We start from the raw sequence: 26253 nt of genomic DNA on the forward strand, positions 1-26253 counted from the left end.
GTGATTTCTTTACCGAACGCATATAGCAATCTCATGCGTGACATATGCAATGGTACTGCTCACACGGCACCCGCACTCATCGAAAGGAACACCTGTGACCGCAGTACCGTCGCGCCCGCGCCGCCGGGCGTTGAGCGTACTCACGGCCCAGCTCGCCACCCTGGCCCTCGCCGTCGGCGCCCTTGCCGGCGTCGGCGGGACGACCGGTGCGGCCGCCGCCGCCCCGGTCGACGCCCATCCCGCCTCGGCCGGCTGGGTGCAGACCCACGGCAGCTGGGTGCAGATCCAGCCCGGACGCCCGCACGCCGCCCTCGACGCCCGCACCGCGGCCCAGGCGGCCCAGGGCAAGGGCGCCGGCGGCAGTGTCGCGGCGTCCCCGAACACCTCAGGCAGCATCGTCCCCGTCAACAACGGCCAGCCGAACCTCGCCTACAACGGCGGTCAGGACTCGGTGGGCGTCACCTCGGGACCGCCCAAGGTCTACGTCATCTACTGGGGTTCCCAGTGGGGCACCGCGGGCAAGGACGCCGACGGCAACACCACGCTCTCCAACGACCCGGACAGCGCGGCGCCCTACCAGCAGTCCTTCTTCAAGGGCCTGGGGACCAAGAACGACGCCTGGAGCGGCGTCATGACCCAGTACTGCGAGAGCGTCAGCACCGGCTCCACCAACTGCCCGGCGGGGGCTCCGCATGTCGGCGCGCCGCACGGTGACGCGCTGGCCGGCGTCTGGGTGGACAACTCCACCGCCGCTCCGCAGGCCGCCACCGAACCGCAGATCGCCGCCGAGGCGGCCGCGGCCGCCAAGCACTTCGGCAACACCACGGCGGCGCAGAACCGCAACGTCCAGTACGTGGTCACCACCGCGCAGGGGATGGACCCGGACCACTGGCACGAGCTGGACAGCTGGTGCGCCTGGCACACCTTCGAGCGGTCCAGCTACGGCACCCTGGCCTACACGATCATGCCGTATCTGACGGACTACAAGTACTGCGGAACCAACTGGATCAACCCCGGGCCGCGCGGCCGGCTCGACGGCTGGAGCATCCTGGGCGGCCACGAGTACGCCGAGACCATCACCGACCAGAACGCCATGGGCGGCTGGATCGACCCGGCCGGCCAGGAGAACGGCGACAAGTGCGCCTGGATCACCGAGGGCACTCCGGGCGGTCTGTTCAACCTGCAGCTCGCCACCGGTGACTTCGCCGTGCAGACGACCTGGTCCAACGACCAGCACACCTGCTCGGGATCGCATCCCGTGGTCGCCAACCAGCCGCTGGTGGTGAGCACGCTGTGCGACCGCACCGTCCGCCTCGGCGGTGAGGTCTCCGTTCCGGTGATCGCCTCCGACACGGCGTCGAACCGCAGGTCGCTGACCTACTCGGCGACCGGGCTGCCCAGGGGAATGACCATCGACCGCCGTACCGGCGTGATCCACGGCCGCACCGGGCAGCGCGGGTACCGCTCGGTCACGGTCACCGTGCGGGACGGGGCCGGGAACCGGGCGTCCACGCAGTTCTGGCTCGGCGGCTTCAGCACCGGCCAGTACGGGTGCCTGGGCATCGAGCAGATCGTGGACCCCGGCTTCGAGGTCCCGACCGACGCCAAGGGCAACTACCCGGGCTGGTGGAGCCAGTCATCGCCCGGCATCATCACCCAGTCGACCGCGCACGCCGCCCGCTCCGGCCAGGGCTACGCCTGGCTCGGCCACAGCGCCGCGACCGACGACAGCCTGAGCCAGGGCGTGGAGACCACCCCCGGCTACACCCACGCGAGCCTGTCCTTCTGGCTGCACGTCGACTCCACCAACACCTCGGCCCAGTCGCCGGACACCCTCACCCTGGAGCTCGACGACCAGTACTCCGGCAAGCCGATCGCGACGCTGAAGACCTGGACCAACGCCGACGCGAGCTCCGGCTACGTGCCGGTCAGCATCGACCTGACGCCGTACGTGGCCAAGGAGTTCGGCTCCACGGTGATCGTCAGGTTCACCTCGCACGAGACCGGCGGCGCCGCCACCGCGTTCCTGATCGACGACACCTCACTGCGCCTCAGCTGACCTCCGGCCCCGCCGGCCGAGCGCCGCAGTTCTTCGGCCAGTCGCCGTACCCGGCGACCCGCGCGCCGCCTCCCGGGCCGGACCCACAAGGTCCGCCCGGGAGGCGGTTTCCCGCTCTCCGCGCGGGGAGGCGTCAGTACTGGTAGAAGCCGCGGCCGGACTTGCGGCCGAGGAGGCCGGCGTCGACCATGCGCTGCAGCAGCGGCGGCGCCGCGTACAGCGGCTCCTTGTACTCGTGGTACATCGACTCGGCGATGGAGACGATGGTGTCCAGGCCGATCAGGTCGCACAGCCGCAGCGGGCCCATCGGGTGGGCGCAGCCGGCCTCCATGCCCTTGTCGATGTCCTCGGCCGTGGCCACGCCCGACTCGAACATCCGGACGGCGGACAGCAGGTAGGGCACCAGCAGCGCGTTCACCACGAAGCCGGCCCGGTCGCGGGCGCGGATCGGGTCCTTGGCGAGGGTCTCCCGGGCGAAGGCCTCGGCGCGGGCCACCGTCTCGGCGGAGGTGGTCAGCGTGGGGATGATCTCCACCAGCTTCTGCACCGGGGCCGGGTTGAAGAAGTGCACGCCCAGCACCTGCTCGGGGCGCGAGGTCGCCGAGGCGAGCTTCACGATCGGGATCGACGAGGTGTTGGAGGCCAGGATCGCGTCGCGGCGCTCGACGACCTGGTCCAGCGTCTGGAAGATCGCGACCTTGACGTCCTCGCGCTCCGCGACGGCCTCGATGACCATGTCGCGGTCGGCGAAGTCGGCGAGCTGGGTGGTGAAGGAGATCCGGGCCAGCGCCTCGTCGCGCTGCTCCTCGGTGAGCTTGCCCCGGCGCACCGCGGTGTCCAGCGAACCGGTCAGCCGGGTCCGGCCCAGCTCCAGGGCCTCGCCGCTCGCCTCGGAGACTCTGACGTCCAGGCCTGCCCGGGCGAACACCTCCGCGATTCCCGACCCCATCAGGCCGCAGCCGACGACCCCTACTCGCGCGATGTCGTTCACCCTGTGTCTGTCCTTAGAACGGTGCTGTCGTGGAACGGTGCTGTTGTGCTGCGCGCCCGCCGGGTGACCGGCCGGCGACGGCGCCGCCCCGACGTTACCTCCCCGCCGTCCGCGTGTCCGCGCCCGGAGCCGGGCGGAGGCGATCAAGAATGGACCGCGGGCCGGTCCACGGCTCTTCGACGGCCGGCCGGGCGGTGCCCGTGCGGACGGCCCGGCGGGAAGGACCGAGGATGACGCTGCGGACCCTGGAGGGACAGGTCGCGCTGGTCACCGGCGCCGGACGGGGCATCGGACGGGAGATCGCACTCGGCCTGGCCGAGGAGGGGATGCACCTCGGCGTGCTCGGCCGGCACCGGGAGACGCTGACCGACACCCTGCGGTCCTGCGCCCGGCACGGGGTCCGCTGCGTCGCCGTGGTGGCGGACGTCACGCACCCCGGCGCGGTACGCGAGGCGGTGCGCAGCGTGGAGCGCGACCTGGGGCCGGTGGATCTGCTGGTCAACAACGCCGGCCAGGTCGACCGGGCCGAGGTGCCGCTGTGGGAGGCGGACGCCGCGCAGTGGTGGTCCGTGGTGGAGACCAATCTGCGCGGCCCGTTCAACCTGATGCGCTCGGTGCTGCCGGGCATGGTCGAACGCCAGCGCGGGCGGGTGGTGAACCTGAACTCGGGCTTCGCGCTGCGCCCGGAGTGGCGCTACTCCGCGTACGCGACGTCCAAGGCCGCGCTGCTGCGGCTCAGCGACAACGTGGCCGGTCCGCTGCGGCCGCACGGGGTGACCGTGCTGGACGTCAGTCCGGGGGCGGTGGCCACCGAGATGACCGCGGGCATGCCGATGTTTTCCGACATGGTGCACTGGGGCAGCATCCCGCTGCTGGTCTCCACCGTGGTGGACGCGGCGCGCGGGCGGCTGGACCTGCTGCACGGCCGGTTCCTGCACCTGGGCCAGGACAACATCGGCGAACTGCTGGAGCAGGCCGGGGCGATCAGCGAGTTCGACGCCCGGACCCTGCGGCTGCGCCCCTACGGGCCCGGGGACCCGCTGCGCTCGCACGCCTGACGACGCCTGTCCGACGATGTCTGATTGCATGAATGTGCCTTCCTTCGTATAGTTATCCCGACGGAGGAGGAGTCATGGCATTCCCGCCTGGGGCCGGCACGACGTTCAGAGCAGCGGTGGCAGGGGCGAGCGGCTACGCGGGGGGCGAGGTGCTGCGCCTGCTGCTGAACCACCCCCGGATCGAGATCGGCGCGCTCACCGGCGGCGGCAACGCCGGCACCCGCCTGGGCGAGCTCCAGCCCCATCTGCTGCCGCTGGCCGACCGGGTACTGCAGCCCACCAGCCAGGAGGCGCTGGCCGGGCACGACGTGGTGTTCCTCGGTCTGCCGCACGGCCAGTCCGCCGCCGTCGCCGAGCAGCTCGGCGACGAGGTGCTGGTCGTCGACTGCGGGGCGGACTTCCGGCTGAACGACCCGGCCGACTGGGAGACCTTCTACGGCAGCCCCCACGCCGGCACCTGGCCGTACGGTCTGCCGGAGCTGCCCGGGGCGCGCGAGGCGCTCAAGGGCAGCAAGCGCATCGCCGTCCCCGGCTGCTACCCCACCGCCGTCACCCTGGCGCTGATCCCCGCCTACGCGGCCGGACTCGCCGAGCCCGAGGCGGTCGTCGTCGCGGCCTCCGGCACCTCCGGCGCGGGCAAGGCCGCGAAGACCCACCTGCTCGGCAGCGAGGTCATGGGCAGCATGAGCCCGTACGGGGTCGGCGGCGTGCACCGGCACACCCCGGAGATGACCCAGAACCTGAGCGCGGTCGCCGGGGAGCGGGTCGCGGTCTCGTTCACCCCCACCCTCGCGCCGATGTCCCGGGGCATCCTGGCCACCTGCAGCGTCAGGGCCAGGCCGGGCGTGACCGCCGAACAGGTCCGCGCCGCCTACACCGCCCACTACGCCGACGAGCCCTTCGCGCACCTGCTCCCGGAGGGTCAGTGGCCGTCCACCGCTGCCGTGCTGGGCTCCAACCACGCCCTGGTGCAGGTGGCGCTCGATCCCGCGGTCGGGCGGATCACCGTGGTCAGTGCCATCGACAACCTCACCAAGGGCACGGCCGGCGGCGCCGTGCAGAGCATGAACATCGCCCTCGGCCTCCCCGAGGAGCTCGGCCTCCCGCAGACTGGAGTCGCACCGTGACCAGCCCCCTCACCCCTGTAGCCGGCGTCGGAGTGACCGCGGCCCAGGGCTTCCGCGCGGCCGGCGTCACCGCCGGGATCAAGGCCTCCGGCACCCCCGACCTGGCTCTGGTGGTCAACGACGGTCCCGGGCGGGCCGCCGCCGGCGTCTTCACCTCCAACCGGGTCAAGGCCGCTCCGGTGCTCTGGTCCGAGCAGGTGCTGCGGGCCGGGCGGCTGGCCGCGGTGGTGCTCAACTCCGGTGGCGCCAACGCCTGCACCGGTCCGCTGGGCTTCCAGGACACCCACGCCACCGCCGAGAAGGTCGCCGCCGCGCTCGGCGTCGAGGCGGCCGAGGTCGCCGTCGCCTCCACCGGCCTGATCGGCATCCGGCTGCCGATGGACCTGCTGCTGACCGGGGTGGACACCGCCGCCGCCGCGCTCGGCGCGGACGGCGGCGAGGCCGCCGCCATCGCCATCAAGACCACCGACACCGTCCACAAGACCAGCGCGGTGACCCACCGGGACGGCTGGACCGTCGGCGGCATGGCCAAGGGCGCCGGCATGCTCGCGCCCGGCCTGGCCACCATGCTGGTGGTGCTGACCACCGACGCGGACGTCGACAGCGCCGCCACCGACGCCGCCCTGCGCGCCGCCACCCGGACCACCTTCGACCGGGTCGACTCCGACGGCTGCATGTCCACCAACGACACCGTGCTGCTGCTGGCCTCCGCCGCCAGCGGGGTGACGCCGGCCCAGGACGACTTCGCCGAGGCGGTCCGCACCGTCTGCGCCGACCTCGCGCTGCAGCTGGTCGGCGACGCCGAGGGCGCCAGCAAGGACATCCGGATCGACGTGGTCAACGCCGCCACCGAGGCCGAGGCCGTCGACGTGGCCCGAACCGTCGCCCGCAACAACCTGCTCAAGTGCGCCATCCACGGCGAGGACCCCAACTGGGGCCGGGTGCTCGCCGCGATCGGCACCACCGCCGCCGCCTTCGACCCCGACGCGCTCGACGTCGCCATCAACGGCGTCTGGGTCTGCAGGGGCGGCAGCGTCGGCGAGGACCGCGACCTGGTCGGCATGAAGGACCGTCAGGTCGTGATCACCGCCGACCTGCACGCGGGTACGGCCGCCGCCACCGTCTGGACCAACGACCTCACCGCCGACTACGTCCATGAGAACAGCGCCTACTCCAGCTGAGGACTGATGATCGTGCAGCTCGCACCCAAGGGCGAACAGGCCCGCAACAACACCGCGTTGCCCAAGGCGCTCACCCTGGTCGAGGCGCTGCCCTGGCTGGAGCGCTTCCACGGCAAGACCGTGGTGGTCAAGTTCGGCGGCAACGCCATGGTCGACGAGGCGCTGAAGCGGGCCTTCGCCCAGGACATCGTCTTCCTGCGCTACGCCGGGCTGCGCCCGGTCATCGTGCACGGCGGCGGCCCGCAGATCAGCGCCCAGCTGGACCGGCTGGGCCTGGAGTCCTCCTTCACCGCCGGACTGCGGGTCACCACCCCGGAGACCATGGACGTGGTCCGGATGGTGCTGGCCGGCCAGGTCCAGCGCGAGCTGGTCGGGCTGCTCAACGACCACGGCCCCTTCGCGGTCGGCATGACCGGCGAGGACGCCCACACCATGACCGCCGTCAAACGCTACGCCCAGGTGGACGGGGAGCCGGTGGACATCGGCCTGGTCGGCGACATCGCCCATGTCGAGCCGGGCGCGGTCAACGCCCTGCTCGCGGACGGCCGGATCCCGGTCATCTCCTCGATCGCCCGCGGCGGCGACGGCCATGTCTACAACATCAACGCCGACACCGCCGCGGCCGCGATGGCGGTGGCCCTGGACGCCGAGATGCTGGTGGTGCTCACCGACGTCGAGGGCCTCTACGCCGACTGGCCCGCCAGCGACGACGTGATCAGCCAGCTCAGCGCGTCCGAGCTGGAGAAGATGCTGCCCACGCTGGCCAGTGGGATGCTGCCGAAGATGGAGGGCTGCCTGCGCGCCGTGCGGGAGGGCGTGGGCACCGCCCGCGTGCTCGACGGGCGGGTCCAGCACAGCCTGCTGCTGGAGATCTTCACCGACGAGGGCATCGGCACCATGGTCGTGCCCGACGCCGAGACCGACACCGAACCGCTCATCACCGGGGGCCTCGCATGACGAACGCCGGCACGACGAACAGCCAGGAGCTGACCGCCCGCTGGCAGCACACCCTGATGAACAACTTCGGCACCCCGCGGATCCCGCTGGTCCGCGGCGAGGGCGTGCACCTGTGGGACGCCGACGGCAAGCGCTACACCGACCTCTTGGGCGGCATCGCCGTCAACGCCCTCGGCACCGCCCACCCGGCGATCGTCGCGGCCGTCAGCGAGCAGATCGCCACCCTCGGGCACATCTCCAACTTCTTCTTCACCGAGACCACGGTGACGCTCGCGGAGCGGCTGGTCGCCCTGGACGGACGCCCCGACGGCCGGGTCTACTTCTCCAACTCCGGCGCCGAGGCCAACGAGGCCGCCTTCAAGATGGGACGGCTCACCGGCCGCACCCACATGGTCTCCGCCCAGGGCGGCTTCCACGGCCGGACCATGGGCGCCCTGGCGCTGACCGCCCAGCCCGGCAAGCAGGACCCGTTCCGGCCGCTGCCCGGTGACGTCACCCATGTGCCGTTCGGGGACGTGGAGGCGCTGCGGGCCGCGGTCACCACCGACACCGCGCTGGTCATCCTGGAACCGGTGCAGGGCGAGAACGGGGTGGTCGTGCCACCGGCCGGCTACCTGCGCGCGGCCCGCGAGATCACCCGCGCCACCGGCACCCTGCTGGTGCTGGACGAGATCCAGACCGGCATCGGCCGCACCGGCCACTGGTTCGCCCACCAGGCCTTCGACGGGGTCGACCCGGACGTGGTCACCCTGGCCAAGGGCCTGGGCGGCGGCCTGCCGATCGGCGCGACCCTCGCCTTCGGCGACGCCGCCGGACTGCTGCACCCGGGCCACCACGGCAGCACCTTCTCCGGCAACCCGGTGGTCTGCGCGGCCGCGCTGGCGGTCCTGGACACCATCGAGTCCGAGGGCCTGCTGGACCAGGTCGCCAAGGTGGGGGAGCGGCTGCGCACCGGCGTCGAGGCCGTCGGCGACCCGCTGGTGGACCACGTCCGGGGCGCGGGTCTGCTGCTCGGCATCGTGCTCACCGGACCGCTGTCCGCGCAGGTCCAGGCCGCCGCGCAGCGGGCCGGGTTCCTGGTCAACGCGGCCGTCCCGGACGTGGTCCGGATCGCCCCGCCGCTTATCCTCACCGAGCGGGACGCGGACGCCTTCCTCGCCGTGCTCCCCGGCATCCTGCGCTCCGTACGAGAGGCTTCCTGACCCATGACCGATGCCCACGCAGACTCCGGCGCCACCGGACCGGTGTCCCAGCTGCCGCAGACGCGGACAGCCCGGCACCGTCGCATCGTGGACCTGCTGACCCGTCAGCCCATCCGCTCGCAGAGCCAGTTGGCCAAACTGCTCGCGGACGACGGGCTCGCGGTGACCCAGGCCACGCTGTCCCGGGACCTGGACGAGCTGGGCGCGGTCAAGATCCGCAACCGGGACGGCGCGCTGATCTACGCCGTCCCGGCGGAGGGCGGGGACCGCACCCCGCAGGCCCCGGTGGGGGAGTCCGGCAACGAGGGCAGGCTGGCCAGGCTCGCCTCCGAACTGATGGTCTCCGCCACCGCCTCCGGCAACCTGGTGGTGCTGCGCACCCCGCCCGGCGCGGCCCAGTTCCTGGCCTCCGCCATCGACCAGTCCGGCCTGCACGAGATAATCGGCACCATCGCCGGCGACGACACCGTCCTCCTCATCAGCCGCGACCCCTCCGGCGGCCAGGCCCTCGCCGACCGCCTCCTCCAGATGGCCCAGTCCTGACCCGGTCGGCACCGGCTCGGGCGCGCGGACGGACGGCATCTGCCGTCCGGGGAATCGGCCGTGGGCGCTACTAGCGTGGGGACATGAGCTACGAGGGCGACGAGGAACGCGAGATCCAGCGGCTGTGGAACGAGCTGGAGCTGCCGAGCGGGGCCTGGGCCGAGCTGCTGGACTCGCGGATCGTCATGCAGGCGAATGCCACGCATCTGCATGACGTTCCGGGCCGCGTCTTCGTGCGGACCGTGCCCGAGCCGTTCGAGGCGTTCTCCGGGCGCGGCATCGCCATCGGCCCGGCCGACCGGCCCCGTCCCGACGTCGCGATCGCTCTCGGCGAGGACATTCCCGAGGACGTGCGCGAACATGCGAAGGGCGCGTTCGGGCAGCCCATCCCGCTGCCCGAGCCGCTGGGCTTCCCCATTCCCACGGTCGCCTTCCACCGCTACCCCGCCTGAGGCAGCAGGGTCCTGCTTCGCGTGCCGCGTCGCGTTTCATGCCGCTTCGCGTTTGATTTCCATACGGGAGCGTGCATAATTATTCCAAGCACCGCATGAAGCCCGCACCGCATGCAGCGCCCCTGAACTGCTACGCACCCTGAATGGAGATAGCCATGACCGAGCGCGTCGTACTCGCCTACTCGGGCGGTCTGGACACGTCCGTCTGCATCGGCTGGATCGCCGAGGAGACCGGCGCCGAGGTCATCGCCGTCGCGGTCGACGTCGGCCAGGGCGGCGAGGACCTGGACGCGATCCGCCAGCGGGCGCTGGACTGCGGTGCGGTCGAGGCCGAGGTCGCCGACGCGCGGCAGGAGTTCGCCGACGAGTACTGCCTGCCGGCGCTCAAGGCCAACGCGCTCTACCAGGGCCAGTACCCGCTGGTGTCCGCGCTCTCGCGGCCGGTCATCGTCAAGCACCTGGTCGCCGCCGCGAAGAAGCACGGCGCCGGCACCGTCGCCCACGGCTGCACCGGCAAGGGCAACGACCAGGTCCGCTTCGAGGTCGGCATCAACTCGCTGGCCCCCGGCCTGACCTGCATCGCGCCGGTGCGCGACTACGCGATGACCCGCGACAAGGCGATCGCCTTCGCCGAGGCCAAGAACCTCCCGATCGTCACCACCAAGAAGAACCCCTACTCGATCGACCAGAACGTCTTCGGCCGCGCGGTGGAGACCGGCTTCCTCGAGGACATCTGGAACGCCCCGATCGAGGACGTCTACGAGTACACCCAGGACCCCGCCGCCGCGCGGGAGGCCGACGAGGTCGTCATCAGCTTCGAGGCCGGTGTCCCGGTCGCCATCGACGGCCGCAAGGTGACGATGCTCCAGGCCATCGAGGAGCTCAACAAGCGCGCCGGTGCGCAGGGCATCGGCCGGCTGGACATGGTCGAGGACCGGCTGGTCGGCATCAAGTCCCGGGAGATCTACGAGGCCCCCGGCGCGATCGCGCTGATCACCGCGCACCAGGCGCTGGAGAACGTCACCGTCGAGCGCGAACTCGCCCGCTACAAGCGGCAGGTGGAGCAGCGCTGGGCCGAACTGGTCTACGACGGCCTGTGGTTCTCCCCGCTCAAGCGGGCTCTGGACGGCTTCGTGAACGAGGCCAACCAGCATGTCACCGGCGAGATCCGGATGGTCCTGCACGGCGGTCGCGCCGTGGTCAACGGCCGCAAGTCGAGCGAGTCGCTCTACGACTTCAACCTCGCCACCTACGACACCGGCGACACCTTCGACCAGTCGCTGTCCAAGGGCTTCATCGAGATCTTCGGCATGTCCTCGAAGATCGCGGCCAAGCGCGACCTGGGCTGATGCGGCGATGAGCAACGACAACGTACGGATGTGGGGCGCGCGGTTCGCCGACGGCCCCTCCGAGGCACTGGCGGCACTGTCCGCCTCGGTGCACTTCGACTGGCGGCTCGCGCCCTACGACATCGCCGGGTCCAGGGCCCACGCCACGGTGCTGCACCGGGCCGGGCTGCTCTCCGACGGCGAGCTCGTCCGGATGCTGGACGGCCTGACCGTCCTGCTCGCCGACGTCGCGTCAGGCGCCTTCACCGGTACGGTCGCCGACGAGGACGTGCATTCCGCCCTGGAGCGCGGACTGCTGGAGCGCATCGGGCCCGACCTCGGCGGCAAGCTCCGCGCCGGGCGCTCGCGCAACGACCAGATCGCCACCCTGGGACGGATGTTCCTCCGGGACCACGCCCGGATCATCGGCGGCCTGATCCTGGACCTGCAGCAGGCCCTGGTGGGCCTGGCCGAGGCGCACCCGAACACGGCCATGCCCGGACGGACGCACCTGCAGCACGCCCAGCCGGTGCTGTTCGCGCACCATGTGCTGGCCCACGTCCAGGCCCTGGGCCGGGACGCCGAGCGGCTGCGGCAGTGGGACACCCGTACCGCCGTGTCGGCCTACGGCTCGGGCGCCCTCGCCGGCTCCTCGCTGGGCCTGGACCCGCAGTTCGTCGCCGCCGAACTCGGCTTCGAGGGCGGCTCCGCGGCCAACTCCATCGACGGCACCGCCTCCCGCGACTATGTCGCGGAGTTCGCCTTCGTCACCGCGATGATCGGCGTCAACCTCTCCCGGATCGCGGAGGAGGTGATCATCTGGAACACCAGGGAGTTCGGCTTCATCACGCTGCACGACGCCTTCTCCACCGGTTCCTCGATCATGCCGCAGAAGAAGAACCCGGACATCGCCGAGCTGGCGCGGGGCAAGTCGGGACGCCTGATCGGCAACCTGACCGGCCTGCTGGCGACGCTCAAGGCGCTGCCGCTGGCCTACAACCGGGACCTGCAGGAGGACAAGGAGCCGGTGTTCGACTCCTGCGACACGCTGGAGGTGCTGCTGCCGGCGTTCACCGGGATGATGGCGACCCTCACCGTGCACGAGGAGCGGCTGGAGGAACTGGCCCCGGCCGGGTTCTCGCTCGCCACCGACATCGCCGAGTGGCTGGTCAAGCAGGGCACCCCGTTCCGGGTCGCGCACGAGGTGGCCGGCGCCTGCGTGAAGTTCTGCGAGCCGCGCGGCCTGGAGCTGTCGGATCTGACGGACGAGCAGTTCGCGGAGATCTCCCCCTCGTTGACGCCGCAGGTGCGCGAGGTGCTCACGGTGCACGGCGCGATCGCCTCGCGCGACGGACGCGGCGGCACCGCGCCGTCCGCGGTCGCGGTGCAGCTGGCCGAGGTCAAGGCCGACCTGGCGGTCCAGCAGGAGTGGGTCGCCGCGAGGAAGTAGTGCGGACCGGCGACGGCGCGGGACCGGCGAACCGCCGGGCCCGCGCCGCCGGCGTTGCGGGGGGCGGGGTCCGCGCCCGGAGGTGTTGCAGAGGCGGGTGGTCGGGGGCGCGCGATTCGGTGCCGGCGGGTGCTGGGCGGGGCGACTGCCGACCGACGGCGTCGGCGCGGCGGGGCGCGGGGTGCGGCCGGATGCCCGCGGCGTCGTCGGGAGGTCACTCGTGCGGGTGGTCCGGGCCGGTGACGGGATCGGTCGGCGCAGCTGCGGACGTCTGCTGGGGTGATCCATTCGCGCCGAGCCACCCGGAGCCGCGTATGCCGTCAGCCGCCGATCCCACGCTGCGGAAGTTCTTCCTCGGCCTGCTGCAGGCCGTCGCCCGGGCGCACGGCCTCGCACTGGAGGACCGGGAGGACTGGGAACAGCAGGTCTGGCTGCGCGCCGCCGCCGCGCCGCCGGTGTCCGATCCGGTGTCGCTGCTGCGGGCGCTGACGCTGCAGGAGTTCCGGGACCTCTCGACGGTCCACGGTGCGGAGCACCCGGTCGGCCTGACCCCGCCCCGGGCCTGCGGCGGGTCGCCGGAGGAGCTGGCCCTGGCCGGTGAGCGGGACGCCGAGCTGCGCGCCATGGTGGCCCGGCTGCCCGCGCGCTGCCCGGCCCTGCTGACGGCGCTGCTGGCGCAGCCCCCGTACAGCTACCAGGAGCTGGTGGAGGAGCTGGGCATGCCGCGCGGCAGCATCGGGCCGACCCGGTCCCGCTGCCTGAACTGCCTGCGCCGGTCGCTGGGCCCGGACTGGCATCCGGGGTCGCTTCGGCCGGTGGTGCTGCCGGCCGTGCTGCCGGGGGCCGGACCGGTCACGGCGCCGGAACCGCCCCGAGGTGACTCCTGAGCGCCATCGCGGTGGCCTCCGGGCTGGGGTGTTCCGCGGCCCAGGCCGCGTAGCCGTCGGGGCGCACCAGCACCGTGGTGCCGAGCCCGCCGGCCGGGACCACGCAGGTCAGCCGGCCCGCCCCGGCCCACTTCGCGCCACGCTCCGGGTTCGCGCCCACCAGCACGAAGGTGCCGCCCCTGAGCGCCTCGTGCAGGCGGGCCGGGTCGTGCTCCCTCGGCGTGGCGAGCCTGAGGTCCGGGATCCGGCGCCCGGTCAGCGGGTGCGCGCCCCTGGGGGCGTGCGCCGCGTAGGAGACGTCGATGCCGGAGACGGCCCGTCCGCCGCGCCGGGCCAGCGGTGTGAGCCGGTCGGCCAGCGCGGAGACGGCTCCGCGCAGCACCCGGGTGGTGGTGGTCTGCGCCAGGGCGACCCGGATCAGCCCGCCCGAGGTGCGCAGCACCCTACGGCCGACCGGGTGACGTTCGGTCTGGTAGCTGTCCAGCAGCCCGGGCGGCGCCCAGCCCTGGACGGCGGCGGCCAGCTTCCAGCTCAGGTTCGCCGCGTCCTGGAGGCCGGTGTTCAGGCCCTGGCCACCGGCCGGGGAGTGGCAGTGCGCGGCGTCCCCGGCCAGGAACACCCGTCCCTCGCGGTAGGACGGCGCCTGCCGCTCGTCGCTGTGGAACCGGGACAGCCAGCGGGCGTCGTGCATGCCGTAGTCGTCGCCCAGCACCCGCCCGGCCAGCGACCGGACCTCGGCCAGTTCCACCGGCGCGCCGTCGGGCAGCTGCCGGTCCCGGTCCCAGGCCACCACCCGGTACCAGCCGTCGCCGAACGGGGCCACGAAGGCGAAGCCCTGCTCGTTGGCCCCGACCGAGAGCAGCTCGTCCGGGGCGTGCTCCAGGCGGACGTCGGCCAGCATCACCGAGTTGACCACGGCCTGGCCGGGGAAGGCGATCCCGAGCAGCTCGCGGACGGTGCTGCGGACCCCGTCCGCGCCCACCGCGTAGCGGGCGCGGTAGCGCACCGGGGCCGGGTCCGTGCCGGGGACCGGATCGGCGCCCCGGGGCTCGGCGTCCAGTTCCACGCCCTCGGAGTCCTGGCGCAGCCCGACCACCCGGGCACCGCGCACCAGGACCACCCCGGCCGCCAGCGCCCGGCGCTCCAGCAGCCGCTCGGTGTTGGACTGCGGGGTGATCAGCACGAACGGGAAGCGGGACGGCAGCGTCGACAGGTCCACCGTGAGCCTGCCGAAGATCTGCAGCGAGCCCAGCGCGGTGCCGGTGGCGATCAGCTCGTCGGCGAGATCACGCGCGTCCAGCTGCTCCAGGCTGCGGGCGTGCACGGCGAACGCCCGGGTGAGGTTCGACTCCTCGGCGCGTTGCTCCAGCAGGGTGACTTTCAGCCCTGCCGCGGCGAGGTCCCCGGCGAGCAGCAGACCGGTCGGTCCGGCACCGACGACGAGGACGTCGGCTTGCGCGACTGTCGGGTCGGCTGTCATATGGGTCCCCCAAGGTCGGTGCCCTCGTCCGGATGAGTGATGATCGAGCATGAAGATCGAACCCTGCGGTCTCCACTATGCCGCTGAATCGAAGGTTGGAAGTGGGGAACGAATGGGTAATGGGCAGTGAAACGTACGCCCGGTCCGGTCGGCTGTCGCCGTCGGGGCCGACCCACCTCCGGTCAGGGCAATCCGGTCCGCATCCCCTCATCCTCGCGGCCGGAGTACACAGAAAGGGAGGAAAGCGCGCATGGGCATGAGCGTGACCACCTCGATCGCCACCGAGGACGACGCCGAGCGGATCCTGAAACTCCAGTTCCTCTGCTACCAGAGCGAGGCCGAGCTGTACGGGGACTGGGGCATCGAGCCACTGACCCAGACTCTGGACAGTCTTCGGACCGAGTTGAAGGAGCGTCATGTGCTGGTCGCCCGACTGGGTGACGAAGTCGTCGGCAGCGTCCGCGGCTGGATGGACGCCGACGGCGTGGGGCGCATAGGCCGCCTCTGCGTGCACCCCCGGATGCAGCGCCATGGGCTCGGCACCCGCCTGGTGCGCGCGATGGAGCAGACGCTGGCGGCCGGCGACCAGCCGGTACGGGCCTACCGGCTGTTCACCGGGCACCGCAGCATCGGCAATCTGCGCCTCTACCAGCGGCTGGGCTACCGGCAGACGGAGGTTGAGGAGGTGTCCGGCCGGCTCAGCTTCGTCGCCATGGAGAAGCCGGTGCCGCAGCTCGCGGCCACCGCCTGACCGTTCCTCCGCCGGCTCCCTCTCTGAACACCGTGTCGCCCCGGCCGCTTCGGCCGGGGCGACATGTCCGTTTGGGTGATCTCCGTACCTTCTGTTTTACTTGTCCCCATGACCACGCACACGACCATGCTCCCGACCGGCGCCATGCCGGCCGGTGGTCGCTGTCTGCGTATGTGTCGAATGTGCGCCTGCTGCTGAGGGCCTGAGCCCCGCCACGCGTACCCCGCCGTTCCCGTACCGCCGCTGATCCCTGTAGCGCGCGTTCCGGCGGCGTACGAGTGCCTCCCGCACCTTCTCGCACCCCCTGATCTGTCCATCCCGCGCCGGGCCCTTTCGCCGTGCGCGCCAGACCCACGGACCTCCCTGTGATCACCACCACTGACCTGACCAAGGTCTACCGCTCCCACGGCCGGGAGACGGCCGCTCTGGACGGCGTCGACCTGCACGTCCGCGAGGGCGAGGTGTACGGCGTCGTCGGCACCAGCGGAGCGGGCAAGAGCACCCTCATCCGCTGCGTGAACCTGCTGGAGCGGCCCAGCTCCGGCACCGTCACCGTCGACGGCCGCGACCTCACCGCGCTGGCCTCGCGCGGCGACCGTGCCAACCGCGAGCTGCGCGAGGCCCGGAGCGCCATCGGCTTGGTCTTCCAGCACTTCAACCTGCTGGGCCGGCGGACCGTGCGGGAGAACGTCGAACTGCCGCTGGAGATCAGCGGCCTGGACCGGCGCGCCCGGGCCCGCCGTGCCGCCGAGCTGCTGGAACTGGTGGGCCTGGGCGACAAGGCCGGTGCCTACCCGGCACAGCTGTCCGGCGGCCAGAAGCAGCGCGTCGGCATCGCCCGCGCGCTGGCCGGCGACCCCAAGGTGCTGCTCTGCGACGAGGCGACCTCGGCACTCGACCCGGAGACCACCCGCTCGGTGCTGACCCTGCTGCGCGACCTGAACCGGCGGCTGGGCCTGACCGTGCTGCTGATCACCCATGAGATGGAGGTGATCAAGTCGGTCTGCGACTCGGCGGCGCTGATGCGCGGCGGCCGGATCGTGGAGTCCGGCACCCTGGGCGAGCTGCTGGCCGCCCCCGGCTCCCGGCTCGCCCGCGAGCTGTTCCCGCTGGGCGCCGCCCCGGAGCCGTCCGCCGCCGGAGAAGCCGCCGCCGGAGAAGCCGCCGCCGGAGAAGCTGCCGCCGTGGGGACCGTGCTGGAGATCACCTTCCACGGCGACGCCACCGCGCAGCCGGTCATCTCGCATCTCGCGCGCACCTACAACGTCGACATCACCATCCTCGGCGCGGCCGTGGAGACCATCGGCGGACGCCAGGTCGGCCGGATGCGGGTGGGCCTGCCCGGAACCTACGAGGAGAACGTGGTGCCCATCGGCTTCCTGCGCGAGCAGGGCCTGCAGGTCGAGGTCGGCGGTACCGGCGGCCCGGCCGCTGACGCCGGCACAGCTGACGCTGACGCACGCACCGAGGCGGAGGTGGCGGCATGACCTGGCAGGACATGCAGCCGCTGCTGCAGCAGGCCACCCAGGAGACGCTCTGGATGGTCGGCCTCGCCGCCCTGGTCACCGTGCTGGCCGGGCTCCCGCTCGGCGTGCTGCTGGTGCTCACCGGCCGGGACGGCCCGCTGCGCAACCAGGCCGTGAACAAGCTGATCGGCGCGGTCGTCAACGTGGGCCGGTCGCTGCCGTTCGTCATCTTGATGGTGGCCATCATCCCGTTCACCCGCTGGGTCGTCGGCACCACCCTCGGCTGGCAGGCCGCCACCGTGCCGCTGGCCGTCGGCGCGATCCCGTTCTTCGCCCGGCTGGTCGAGAGCGCCGTCCGCGAGGTGGACGGCGGGCTGGTCGAGGCGGTCCGGGCGATGGGCGGCTCCACCTGGACGGTGGTGCGCAAGGCGCTGCTGCCCGAGGCGCTGCCGACCCTGGTGTCCGCGCTGACCACGACCGTGATCGCACTGATCGGCTACTCGGCGATGGCCGGCACGGTCGGCGGCGGCGGGCTCGGCACGCTGGCCGTCAACTACGGCTACATGCGCTTCGAGACCGGCTTCATGGTCGTCATCGCGGTCGAACTGATCGTCCTGGTCACGGTGATCCAACTGCTCGGCGACCTGGTCGCCCGCCGCCTGGACCACCGCCGGGCCGGCTGACCCCACCACCTCATTACCCCACCACCTCATTACCGCACCACCTCATTACCGCAAGAGATCGAAAGCAAGAAAGGGCACTTTTCGTGCGTACTTCCCTGAAGGTCACCACCGTTCTCGTCACCGGCGCCCTGGGCCTCACCCTCGCCGCCTGCGGCTCGTCTGGCAGCGGCAGCAGCGCCGCCAGGGCGGACCAGCCCCTGGTCGTCGTCGCCAGCCCCACCCCGCACGCGCAGATCCTCGAGTACATCGAGAAGAACCTCGCGGCCAAGGCCGGGCTCAAGCTGGACGTGAAGGTCGTCACCGACTACGTCACCCCCAACACCGCCGTGCAGGACGGTTCGGCCGACGCCAACTACTTCCAGCACGTGCCGTACCTCACCGACTTCAACAAGACCCACGGCACCGACCTGGTCTCGGTCGAGACGGTCCACCTGGAGCCGCTCGGCCTCTACTCCCACAAGGTCAAGTCCGCGGCGGCGCTCGCCGACGGCGCGACCGTGGCGCTGCCCAACGACGCCACCAACGAGGGCCGCGCCCTGAAGCTGCTGGCCGACAACGGCCTGATCACCCTGAGGAGCGGGGCCGGCACCAGCGCCACCCCGGCCGACGTCACGGCCAACCCCAGGCACCTGCAGTGGAAGGAACTCGACGCCGCGCAGCTGCCGCGTTCGCTCGACGACGTCGACGCGGCGGTCATCAACGGCAACTACGCGCTGGACGCCGGGCTCAAGCCCGCCGCCGACGCGCTGCTGCTGGAGAAGGCGGCCGGCAACCCCTACGCCAACATCCTGGCGGTGAAGAACGGGGAGCAGAACGACCCGCGCGTGCTCAAGCTCGCCGCACTGCTGCACTCCCCGCAGGTGAGGCAGTACATCGAGAGCACCTTCCACGGCTCGGTGCTGCCGGCCTTCTGACCCGCCGCAGCTGACCTCCCGTCACCCCTCGGTTCCGGCGCGCCGGACCCAAGGGGTGACGGGAGCCCCCCTCCTGCCGCATGATCGTTCCAGCAGCCCCGCAGCGGAGCGGCGACAGACCAGGAGCCGTGGTGATGACGTCCAGTTTTCCCGAGATCTCGATCAGCACCGACAGGCTGGTGCTGCGCGCGTTCGAACCGGAGGACGTCCCCGCGCTCGCCGACATGATGAGCGACGAGCTGGTCCGGATCTGGACCACCGTCCCGCCCTGCTACACCGTCGAGGACGCCCGGCACTGGGTCTCGCTGGGCGCCCCCGCCGTGCGCACCCAGGGCCGCGGCATCGTGCTCGCGGTCCACGAGTTCCTCACCCAGCGGCTGGTCGGCAGCGTCCGGCTGCGCGGCACCGACTGGCGGCTGCGGGCCACCGAGGCCACCGTCGTCACCGCCCCCTGGGCGCGCGGCGAGGGCTACGCCGCCGAATCGCTGCTCGGCGTCGCACACTGGCTGTTCGAGGACCAGCGGTTCGAGCGTCTTGAGCTGCGCACGGCAGCCGGTAACTCCGCGGCCCAGCAGGTCGCCCAGAAGATCGGCTGTATCAGCGAGGGCGTGCTCCGCAACGCCTGGATCACCCGCGACGGCGAGCAGCCCGGCCGGTCCCGCAGCGACCTCATCCTCTGGAGCCTGCTGCCCGAGGACCTCGACGGGCTCGACGGCCACTCCCCGGACGCCCCCGACCCCAACTGGACCGACCCGAACTGGTGACGGAACGGCTACTCTCGCCTGGTGCCGTCGATCACCCCGACCGCGCGTCCGTACGAGTTCACGGCGCCGGTCGCGGCAGGAGCAGCGGCACCAGTCACAGCATCAGCCATGTCGACAGCGCATGAGCATGAGGGGGAGCAGCCTCGATGGCCGACCGGGTCACGGTGATCGGCTGGGACGGATCACCGCTCTCGCAGACAGCGCAGGCAGCCCTGGACGCGGCGACGCTGGTCGCCGGCGGCAGCTACCAGCTGCAGAACCTCACCATCCCGGCCGGCGCCGACCGGATGGCGCTCGGCAGCGTCGAACTCGTCGCCCGGCGGGTCGCCGACCACCGCGGCACCGCCGTCGTGGTGGCCGAGGGCGACCCCGGGTTCTTCGGGGTGGTGCGCACCCTGCGCCGCCCGGAGTACGGGCTGGAGCTGGAGGTGCTGCCGGCGGTCTCCTCGGTCGCCGCGGCCTTCGCCCGCGCCGGGATGCCCTGGGACGACGCCCAGGTGGTCAGCACCCACGGCCGCGGGCTGCGACGGGCAGTCAACGTCTGTCGTGCGCACCCCAAGGTCGCCGTGCTGACCTCTCCCGGGGCCGGTCCCTCCGAGCTCGCGCTGATGCTGCGTGACGTGCACCGCACCTTCGTCATCTGCGAGGCGATGGGCACCCCGGACGAGGACATCTCGATGCTCACCTCGGACCGGGTCCCGGACCACCTGTGGCGGGACCCCAACGTGGTGCTGGTGCTCGGCGGCGGCAGCGCACGCGGTCCGGTACCGCCGTCGGGCTGGATCGCCGGACGTCCGCTGGACTACCCCGGCCCCGGGCGCGGCTGGGCCGCCGAGCCGTCCCCGGCCGGAGGGTCACAGGCTGGAGCCTCTCAAACCGGAGTCTCTCAAGCCGGGGCGTCGCCGGCTGTGGCGTCTCAGGAGCCGGACGAACTCCCGGCCGCGGTACGGGCACTGGTGCTGGCCCGGCTCGGTGCCAGACCCGGGGACCTGCTCTGGGACGTGGGCGCCGGCCGCGGCTCGGTCTCCCTCGACGCGGCCCGCGGCGGCGCCGCCGTGATCGCCGTGGACCGCGACGGCGACGCCTGTGCCCGGCTGGACGTCAGCGCCCGTCGCCACGGCGTGGAACTGCAGACGGTGCAGGGCACCGCCCCGGCCGTGCTCGCCGACCTGCCCGAGCCGGACGTGGTGCTGGTGCGCGGCGGCGCGGAGATCCTGCGCGCCTGCCTGGGCCGCCGCCCGGAGCGGATCGTCGTGCTGCCCCGCGGCCTGCGGGAGGTGGAGGAGGCACGCCGGGCCTTCACCGAGGTCGGCTACTCCGTCGACGGGGCGCTGCTGCAGGCATCGCCGCTGGTCAACATGCCGGGCCAGAGCGGGCATTCGCTCGGCCCGGCGACCCCGGCGGTGGTCCTCTGGGGCGACCGCTGACGGCTGTGTCGGTGGTGGCCGGTAGGCTGACGCCTGGTTCTCACGGACCGGCCGTCCAGTGGTCGAGACAGCTGTTGGGACAGCTGCCGAACGTGGCGCAGACCACACGTCGAGTCGGCGTGCGGGTGCGCCCCTGGGCCGGGCGGAACGGGAGAATGCCGGTATGTCCCGGGCGATCGTGCCGATTGCCCGGGTTCAGTCGTTGTTGTTGAGGAGCAGACCGGTGCCTGCCGGTTCGTCGCAGCGAGGCGAGGACCGGAAACAGATGGGTGCTGCGGTCTGTGATCGCGCCGCCAAGGACGCCACGCGGCCCTGGAAGGAGCTAGTGACATGAGCGATACCGGCCACGTCCCGGCAGGGGGGCTGACCGAGCTGCCGCTCGCCGCCGACGGCGCGCAGCAGTCCCCGAACGGAGCGCACGCCCCGGGCGGGGAGCAGCCCGCGCGCGACCCCTTCGGCGCGGACCCCTCCTCGGGGGGCAACGACCTGGGCGCCCACTCCGCCGTCGCCGCGGGGGAGCCGCTGCGCCCCCCGTACACCTTCCTCGACCTGCCCGACGGCATGGACGACGACGAGGACGAGCTGCTGATGCCCGGCCCGCAGGGGTCCTGGAGCGAGTCGGCCACGCCGTCCTTCGGACGCGAGGTGCCGCTCGCCGCCCAGCCGCTTGCCCCGCAGCCCCTCGCCGCGCAGCAGCAGATGGCGATGGGGCAGGTCCCGTCGCAGGAGCCGATGCAGGACCGGACGGTGATGCTCAGCCAGCCGCTGTCGCAGGCCGGTCCCTCCCTGTCCTCCGAGCCCGCTGAGCCCACCCAGCCGGTCCAGGCGGAGCCGGCCGGCGTGCCGGTGGAGCCGTCCTGGCCTCCGCTGCAGCCGCCGATGTCCGCGATGGCACCGGCACCCGAGGCGCCGCAGCCCGCCGTCGCGGCCCCGCGCCGACCGCTGCACGCCGGTCCGCCCATCCCCGACCCGTCGCTGATGACGGGCCAGGTGCCGGTGCGCTCGCTCGCGGATCGCGGTCCCTCCTCGAACAACGACTCCCCGTTCACCGTCTACGCCCCCTCGACCCCGCCGCACGGCACGGTGACGACGGCGGTGGCGCCGCAGCCGCAAGCCGACCCGGAGTACCTGGACCTGTCCGCCACTGCCGCAGCCCCTGCCGTGCTGTCGGCTGAGGCGCCGTCGACCGAGGCGCCGTCGGCGCCGGTCGCGTCCGTCCCGGTGCAGATGCCGTCGCCGGAGAGCACCCTCGGCGGCAACGCCGCACAGCCGGCCGTCGAGGTGGTCGCGGCCCCCGTCGAGGCGACAGCCGGTCCGGTGTTCGTCGAGCCCGCCGCAGCGTCGGTCCCGGACCTGGTACCGGCGGTGGAACAGCCGTCCGAGATGCCGCAGTCGGCCGAGCCGCTGTCCTCGGAGCAGCTGCAGCAGCCGGAGCCGCTGACTTCGGAGCAGCCGCAGCAGCCGTCGGAGCAGCCGCCGACGGCATCCGAGCCGCTCGCCGTCGCGATTCAGCCCGAGGTGGCGATCCCCGCGCAGAGCACCCTGCCTGACGCCGGTTCGAGTCGCATCGCCGCGTTCATGGCACCTCACACCCCGGTCTTCGCGGTCCCGGTCGAGCCGGAGCAGCCGCAGCCGTTGCAGCAGCCCGAGCCCTCGCAGCCCGAAACCCCCCAGCCCGAAGCTTCGCAGCCCGAAGCTTCGCAGCCCGAGCCGCAGCTGGTGGAACCGCAGCAGCCCGAGCCCCCGCAGCCCGTCCCGGTGGAGCAGCCGGTCGCCCAGGAGGCGGAGACCACCGCCCTCGGGACCGGTCTGCTCACCGACCCCGTCGTCACCCCCCTGCCGCCCACGGCACTTGCACCCGAGCCGGAAGCGGAAGCCCTCCCTGTGATCCAGCCCAGCACGCAGTCCGACAGCACCGAGACCCCGGCGATAGTGACCGGGTCCGTCCCCCATCAGGTCCAGCCGGCCGAGCCGCAGCCCTCCGACTCGCTGCTTTCCGACCCGCTGCTTTCCGAGCCGCAGCTTTCCGACCCGCAGAGCCCGGCCTCCGCCGAGGCCCAGGCCCCGGTCGAAGCCCCCGCTCGGACGCCTGCCGAGACGCCGGCCGAGGCCGTCGCGGAGCCCCTCGCCGAGGCAGCTGCGCCGATCGCGGTCCAGGTCACCGAGGGTGAGCCGGTCGCGGCGGAGACCGGCCCGGCCGAGCAGCTCCCGGCCGAGCCCGTCGAGTCGCAGCCCCTGGAAGCAGCAGTCCCGGCCGAGCCCGGCGCGCCCACGGCCGAGGAACCCACCCCGGCGCAGACCCCGCTGCCCGCAGCCGAGACCGCCGCCTCCGACGGTCCTGCCGCGCCCGCCGCCGAGTCCGGCCCGGAGGGTGTGGACAGCGTGGAGAGCGCCGAGATCCCGCCCATGGAGGGCACCGCCGCCCCGGCGTACGACGACGAGATGCGCGACGCGGTCCACCGCGTCATGCGCGAGCGCCGCGACATCCGCAACGGCTTCCGCCCCGACCCGATCCCGCACGAGGTGCTGATCCGGGTGCTGGAGGCGGCCCACACCGCGCCCAGCGTCGGCTACTCCCAGCCCTGGGACTTCGTGGTGATCCGCTCCGCGAAGACCCGGGCCCGGATGCACGAGCTGGCGGAGCGTCAGCGGGACGCCTACGCCGAGTCGCTGCCCAAGGGCCGGGCCAAGCAGTTCAAGGAACTGAAGATCGAGGCGATCCTGGAGACGCCGGTCAACATCGTCGTCACCGCCGACCGCACCCGTGGCGGACGGCACACCCTGGGCCGCCACACCCAGCCGCAGATGGCCCCGTACTCGGCCGCGCTCGCGGTGGAGAACCTGTGGCTCGCCGCCCGCGCCGAGGGCCTCGGCGTCGGCTGGGTCAGCTTCTTCGACGAGCGGGAGATGGTCACCGAGCTCGGCCTGCCCGAGCACCTGGACGTGGTCGCCTACCTCTGCGTCGGCTACGTCAACGAGTTCCCGGCCGAGCCCGAGCTGGCGCAGGCCGGCTGGGCCAAGAAGCGCCCGCTGTCCTGGGTGGTCCACGAGGAGACCTACGGCCGCCGCGCGCTGCCCGGCGAGGAGCCGCACAGCGTGCTCCAGGAGACGCTGCGCGGGATCCGCCCGCTGGACGCCAAGGCGCTCGGCGAGGCCTGGGACCGGCAGAAGCGGATGACCAAGCCGGCCGGCTCGCTCGGGATGCTGGAGATAATCTCCGCACAGCTGTGCGGTCTCTCCCGGAAGTGCCCGCCGCCGGTGCCGGAACCCGCCTGCGTGGCGGTGTTCGCCGGGGACCACGGCGTGCACGCCCAGGGGGTCACCCACTGGCCGCAGGAGGTCACCGCGCAGATGGTGGCCAACTTCCTGGCCGGGGGCGCGGTCGTCAACGCCTTCGCGACCCAGCTCGGCGCCGAGGTCTGCGTGGTGGACGTGGGCGTCGCCTCGGAGCTGCCCCCGGCCGTCGACTCCGGACGCACCACCGGCCTGCTGCCGCGCAAGGTCCGCGCCGGGACTGCCGACATGACCCAGGGTCCGGCGATGACCCGCGAGGAGGCGCTGCGCGCCGTCGAGGTGGGCATCGAGACCGCTCGTGACCTGGTCGCCGCCGGCAACAAGGCGCTGATCACCGGCGACATGGGCATCGCCAACACCACTGCCGCGGCCGCGCTGATCTGCGTCTTCACCGGTGAGGACCCGTCCGTGGTGACCGGTCGCGGCACCGGCATCGACGACGAGACGCACGCCCGCAAGATCGCGGTGATCCGCCAGGCGCTGGACCTGCACCGCCCGGACACCACCGACCCGATCGGTGTGCTCGCGGCGGTCGGCGGTCTGGAGCACGCGGCCATCGCCGGGTTCCTGCTGGGCGCGGCGAGCCTGCGTACCCCGGTCATCCTGGACGGCGTGATCGCCGGCGCGGCCGCGCTGGTCGCCAAGGCCATCGCCCCCGAGGTGCTGGCCGCGTGCATCGCCGGGCACCGCTCGGCCGAGCCGGGCCACAAGGCGGCACTGGCGAAGCTGGGGCTGCGGCCGCTGATCGACCTGGACCTGCGTCTCGGCGAGGGCACCGGCGCCCTGCTGGCACTGCCGCTGGTGCAGTCCGCCGCGCGGGCGATGCACGACGTGGCGACGTTCGACTCGGCCGGCGTCACCGAGAAGCACTGACGCGACGCACCACCGACCCGCAGCAGCCAGAATCACAGGAGCGACCATGCCCGCCGTCACCGACCCCGCCGCCGCCCCGCCGTACCCCGCAGGCCTGCGGTTGACGGGCCGTCGCGTCGTCGTCCTCGGCGGCGGCACGGTGGCCCAGCGCCGGCTGCCCGCGCTGCTGGCGGCCGGGGCCGAGGTGCACCTGATCGCCCCGGAGACCACCCCGGCCGTCCAGGCCATGGCCGACGCGGGCGAGCTGACCTGGCACGCCCGCCGCTACCGGGCCGGCGACCTCGCCGGCGCCTGGTACGTCCTGGCCGCCACCGACGACCCGGCGGCCAACACCGCGGCGTCCGCCGAGGCGGAGGCCGACCGCACCTTCTGCGCCCGCAGCGACGACGCCTCCGCGGCCACCGCCTGGACCCCGGCCACCGGCCGCCACGACACCACCACCATCGCCGTGCTCTCCGGGGACCCGCGCCACTCGGCCGGCCTGCGCGACGGGATCGTGGCCGGCCTCAGGGACGGCAGCCTCGCCGCCGCGCACCACCGCGGCCACACGCCGGGCGTCGCCCTGGTCGGCGGCGGCCCCGGCGACCCGGACCTGATCACGGTGCGCGGCCGTCGGCTGCTCGCCGAGGCGGACGTGGTCGTCGCCGACCGGCTCGCCCCGCGCGAGCTGCTGGAGCAACTGCCGCCGCACGTCGAGGTGATCGACGCGTCCAAGATCCCCTACGGCCGCTACATGGCCCAGGAGGCGATCAACAACGCGCTGATCGAGCACGCCAGGGCCGGGAAGTTCGTGGTCCGGCTCAAGGGCGGCGACCCGTACGTCTTCGGCCGGGGCATGGAGGAACTGCTGGCCTGCGCCGAGGCGGGGGTCCCGGTCACCGTGGTGCCCGGGATCTCCAGCTCCATCAGCGTCCCGGCGGCCGCCGGGATCCCGGTCACCCACCGGGGCGTGACCCACTCGTTCAGCGTCATCTCCGGTCACGTCGCCCCGGAGGACTCCCGCTCCCTGGTCGACTGGGACGCCGCGGCGAAGATCGGCGGCACCCTGGTGCTGCTGATGGCGGTGGAGCGGATCGCCGCCATCGCCGCCGCCCTGATCGCCGGGGGACGCGCGGCCGAGACCCCGGTCGCCGTGATCCAGGAGGGCACCACCGCCGCGCAGCGCAGGGTGGACGCCACCCTGGCCACGGTCGCCGCCGTCGTCGAGGCCGAGCAGATCCGGCCCCCGGCCGTGGTCGTCATCGGCGACGTGGTCACCCTGGCCGGCCGAACCACCGGCTGAACCGCTGACCGAACCACCGGCTGAACCGCTGACCGAAGCAGCCCGCCGCGCCTTGGCAGGCGCACCCCGAGCAGGCAGGATCGA

21 protein-coding genes are annotated in these 26253 nt (G+C 72.8%); 19 read left to right on the forward strand and 2 right to left on the reverse strand.

Annotated features, from left to right (window positions below; genetic code table 11):
* Nucleotides 1-94: 94 nt before the first annotated feature.
* On the forward strand, nucleotides 95-2059 hold the full coding sequence (locus ABH925_RS04445) for an Ig domain-containing protein (RefSeq protein ID WP_370145481.1): 1965 nt from the start codon (nucleotides 95-97) through the stop codon (nucleotides 2057-2059).
* Nucleotides 2060-2192: 133 nt separating this feature from the next.
* Here the strand turns inward: ABH925_RS04445 and ABH925_RS04450 are convergent, their stop codons facing one another.
* The gene (locus tag ABH925_RS04450; protein ID WP_370145482.1) at nucleotides 2193-3050 is read right to left on the reverse strand and encodes a 3-hydroxybutyryl-CoA dehydrogenase; all 858 of its coding nucleotides are present in this window, start codon (nucleotides 3048-3050) and stop codon (nucleotides 2193-2195) included.
* Between the two features lie 230 nt (nucleotides 3051-3280).
* Here ABH925_RS04450 and ABH925_RS04455 point away from each other — a divergent pair, with 230 nt between their 5' ends.
* From ABH925_RS04455 to ABH925_RS04500, 10 genes are all read left to right on the forward strand, one after another.
* Nucleotides 3281-4108: an SDR family NAD(P)-dependent oxidoreductase gene (locus ABH925_RS04455; protein WP_370145483.1), complete on the forward strand. Its 828-nt coding sequence runs from the start codon at nucleotides 3281-3283 to the stop codon at nucleotides 4106-4108.
* 74 nt (nucleotides 4109-4182) lie between these two features.
* Complete coding sequence (gene argC, locus ABH925_RS04460) at nucleotides 4183-5235, forward strand: N-acetyl-gamma-glutamyl-phosphate reductase (protein WP_370145484.1); 1053 nt, start codon at nucleotides 4183-4185, stop codon at nucleotides 5233-5235.
* Complete coding sequence (argJ, locus tag ABH925_RS04465; protein WP_370145486.1) at nucleotides 5232-6416, forward strand: bifunctional glutamate N-acetyltransferase/amino-acid acetyltransferase ArgJ; 1185 nt, start codon at nucleotides 5232-5234, stop codon at nucleotides 6414-6416. The genes argC and argJ overlap by 4 nt, the downstream gene beginning before the upstream one ends.
* Before the next feature lie 6 nt (nucleotides 6417-6422).
* Nucleotides 6423-7373 carry an acetylglutamate kinase gene (gene argB, locus ABH925_RS04470; RefSeq protein WP_370145487.1) on the forward strand — a complete coding sequence of 317 codons (951 nt, stop codon included), beginning with the start codon at nucleotides 6423-6425 and terminating at the stop codon, nucleotides 7371-7373.
* Complete coding sequence (locus ABH925_RS04475; protein ID WP_370145489.1) at nucleotides 7370-8575, forward strand: acetylornithine transaminase; 1206 nt, start codon at nucleotides 7370-7372, stop codon at nucleotides 8573-8575. Before argB ends, ABH925_RS04475 begins: the two co-directional genes overlap by 4 nt.
* A 3-nt stretch (nucleotides 8576-8578) precedes the next feature.
* Entirely contained in the window at nucleotides 8579-9118 is a 540-nt protein-coding gene (locus ABH925_RS04480; RefSeq protein WP_370145490.1) for an arginine repressor, read from the forward strand.
* Nucleotides 9119-9201: 83 nt separating this feature from the next.
* Nucleotides 9202-9570, forward strand: a complete 369-nt coding sequence (locus tag ABH925_RS04485; protein ID WP_370145492.1) for a hypothetical protein — start codon at nucleotides 9202-9204, stop codon at nucleotides 9568-9570.
* A 155-nt stretch (nucleotides 9571-9725) separates the two neighbouring features.
* Complete coding sequence (locus ABH925_RS04490) at nucleotides 9726-10919, forward strand: argininosuccinate synthase (RefSeq protein ID WP_370145493.1); 1194 nt, start codon at nucleotides 9726-9728, stop codon at nucleotides 10917-10919.
* Nucleotides 10920-10926: 7 nt separating this feature from the next.
* A complete protein-coding gene (gene argH / locus ABH925_RS04495; RefSeq protein WP_370145495.1) occupies nucleotides 10927-12348 on the forward strand; it encodes an argininosuccinate lyase in 1422 nt (473 codons plus the stop codon).
* Nucleotides 12349-12662: 314 nt separating this feature from the next.
* Nucleotides 12663-13235, forward strand: coding sequence for a sigma-70 family RNA polymerase sigma factor (locus ABH925_RS04500; protein WP_370145496.1), 573 nt, complete (start codon nucleotides 12663-12665; stop codon nucleotides 13233-13235).
* Here ABH925_RS04500 and ABH925_RS04505 read toward each other — a convergent pair.
* Nucleotides 13201-14715: an FAD-dependent monooxygenase gene (locus ABH925_RS04505; protein WP_370145497.1), complete on the reverse strand. Its 1515-nt coding sequence runs from the start codon at nucleotides 14713-14715 to the stop codon at nucleotides 13201-13203. The two genes, ABH925_RS04500 and ABH925_RS04505, sit on opposite strands and share 35 nt — an antisense overlap.
* 250 nt (nucleotides 14716-14965) lie before the next feature.
* Between ABH925_RS04505 and ABH925_RS04510 the strand changes: the two genes are divergently transcribed.
* The 8 genes from ABH925_RS04510 (at nucleotide 14966) to cobA (ending at nucleotide 26169) form a co-directional block, all read left to right on the forward strand.
* Nucleotides 14966-15466 (forward strand): GNAT family N-acetyltransferase, encoded by a 501-nt coding sequence (locus ABH925_RS04510; protein WP_370145498.1) that lies wholly within the window; start codon nucleotides 14966-14968, stop codon nucleotides 15464-15466.
* A 365-nt stretch (nucleotides 15467-15831) separates the two neighbouring features.
* Complete coding sequence (locus tag ABH925_RS04515) at nucleotides 15832-16953, forward strand: methionine ABC transporter ATP-binding protein (RefSeq protein ID WP_370145499.1); 1122 nt, start codon at nucleotides 15832-15834, stop codon at nucleotides 16951-16953.
* Complete coding sequence (locus ABH925_RS04520; RefSeq protein ID WP_370145500.1) at nucleotides 16950-17615, forward strand: methionine ABC transporter permease; 666 nt, start codon at nucleotides 16950-16952, stop codon at nucleotides 17613-17615. The genes ABH925_RS04515 and ABH925_RS04520 overlap by 4 nt, the downstream gene beginning before the upstream one ends.
* Before the next feature lie 83 nt (nucleotides 17616-17698).
* A complete protein-coding gene (locus ABH925_RS04525; RefSeq protein WP_370145501.1) occupies nucleotides 17699-18529 on the forward strand; it encodes a MetQ/NlpA family ABC transporter substrate-binding protein in 831 nt (276 codons plus the stop codon).
* A 134-nt stretch (nucleotides 18530-18663) separates the two neighbouring features.
* Nucleotides 18664-19293 (forward strand): GNAT family N-acetyltransferase, encoded by a 630-nt coding sequence (locus tag ABH925_RS04530; RefSeq protein WP_370145502.1) that lies wholly within the window; start codon nucleotides 18664-18666, stop codon nucleotides 19291-19293.
* Between the two features lie 146 nt (nucleotides 19294-19439).
* Nucleotides 19440-20720 carry a precorrin-6y C5,15-methyltransferase (decarboxylating) subunit CbiE gene (gene cbiE, locus ABH925_RS04535; protein WP_370145503.1) on the forward strand — a complete coding sequence of 427 codons (1281 nt, stop codon included), beginning with the start codon at nucleotides 19440-19442 and terminating at the stop codon, nucleotides 20718-20720.
* 330 nt (nucleotides 20721-21050) lie between these two features.
* Entirely contained in the window at nucleotides 21051-24887 is a 3837-nt protein-coding gene (gene cobT / locus ABH925_RS04540; RefSeq protein WP_370145504.1) for a nicotinate-nucleotide--dimethylbenzimidazole phosphoribosyltransferase, read from the forward strand.
* Between the two features lie 46 nt (nucleotides 24888-24933).
* Complete coding sequence (gene cobA / locus ABH925_RS04545) at nucleotides 24934-26169, forward strand: uroporphyrinogen-III C-methyltransferase (RefSeq protein WP_370145505.1); 1236 nt, start codon at nucleotides 24934-24936, stop codon at nucleotides 26167-26169.
* Nucleotides 26170-26253 lie beyond the last annotated feature (84 nt).

The organism is Streptacidiphilus sp. EB129, from assembly GCF_041262645.1.
GTDB lineage: Bacteria > Actinomycetota > Actinomycetes > Streptomycetales > Streptomycetaceae > Streptacidiphilus.

Bases quoted from the DNA above. Each gene is read 5' to 3' on its own strand.
- ABH925_RS04455 (WP_370145483.1), top strand. From the start codon at position 3,281: ATGACGCTGCGGACCCTGGAGGGACAGGTCGCGCTGGTCACCGGCGCC.
- argC (WP_370145484.1), top strand. From the start codon at position 4,183: ATGGCATTCCCGCCTGGGGCCGGCACGACGTTCAGAGCAGCGGTGGCA.
- argB (WP_370145487.1), top strand. From the start codon at position 6,423: ATGATCGTGCAGCTCGCACCCAAGGGCGAACAGGCCCGCAACAACACC.
- ABH925_RS04475 (WP_370145489.1), top strand. From the start codon at position 7,370: ATGACGAACGCCGGCACGACGAACAGCCAGGAGCTGACCGCCCGCTGG.
- ABH925_RS04480 (WP_370145490.1), top strand. From the start codon at position 8,579: ATGACCGATGCCCACGCAGACTCCGGCGCCACCGGACCGGTGTCCCAG.
- ABH925_RS04485 (WP_370145492.1), top strand. From the start codon at position 9,202: ATGAGCTACGAGGGCGACGAGGAACGCGAGATCCAGCGGCTGTGGAAC.
- ABH925_RS04490 (WP_370145493.1), top strand. From the start codon at position 9,726: ATGACCGAGCGCGTCGTACTCGCCTACTCGGGCGGTCTGGACACGTCC.
- argH (WP_370145495.1), top strand. From the start codon at position 10,927: ATGAGCAACGACAACGTACGGATGTGGGGCGCGCGGTTCGCCGACGGC.
- ABH925_RS04500 (WP_370145496.1), top strand. From the start codon at position 12,663: ATGCCGTCAGCCGCCGATCCCACGCTGCGGAAGTTCTTCCTCGGCCTG.
- ABH925_RS04505 (WP_370145497.1), bottom strand. From the start codon at position 14,715: ATGACAGCCGACCCGACAGTCGCGCAAGCCGACGTCCTCGTCGTCGGT.
- ABH925_RS04510 (WP_370145498.1), top strand. From the start codon at position 14,966: ATGGGCATGAGCGTGACCACCTCGATCGCCACCGAGGACGACGCCGAG.
- ABH925_RS04520 (WP_370145500.1), top strand. From the start codon at position 16,950: ATGACCTGGCAGGACATGCAGCCGCTGCTGCAGCAGGCCACCCAGGAG.
- ABH925_RS04530 (WP_370145502.1), top strand. From the start codon at position 18,664: ATGACGTCCAGTTTTCCCGAGATCTCGATCAGCACCGACAGGCTGGTG.
- cbiE (WP_370145503.1), top strand. From the start codon at position 19,440: ATGGCCGACCGGGTCACGGTGATCGGCTGGGACGGATCACCGCTCTCG.
- cobT (WP_370145504.1), top strand. From the start codon at position 21,051: ATGAGCGATACCGGCCACGTCCCGGCAGGGGGGCTGACCGAGCTGCCG.
- cobA (WP_370145505.1), top strand. From the start codon at position 24,934: ATGCCCGCCGTCACCGACCCCGCCGCCGCCCCGCCGTACCCCGCAGGC.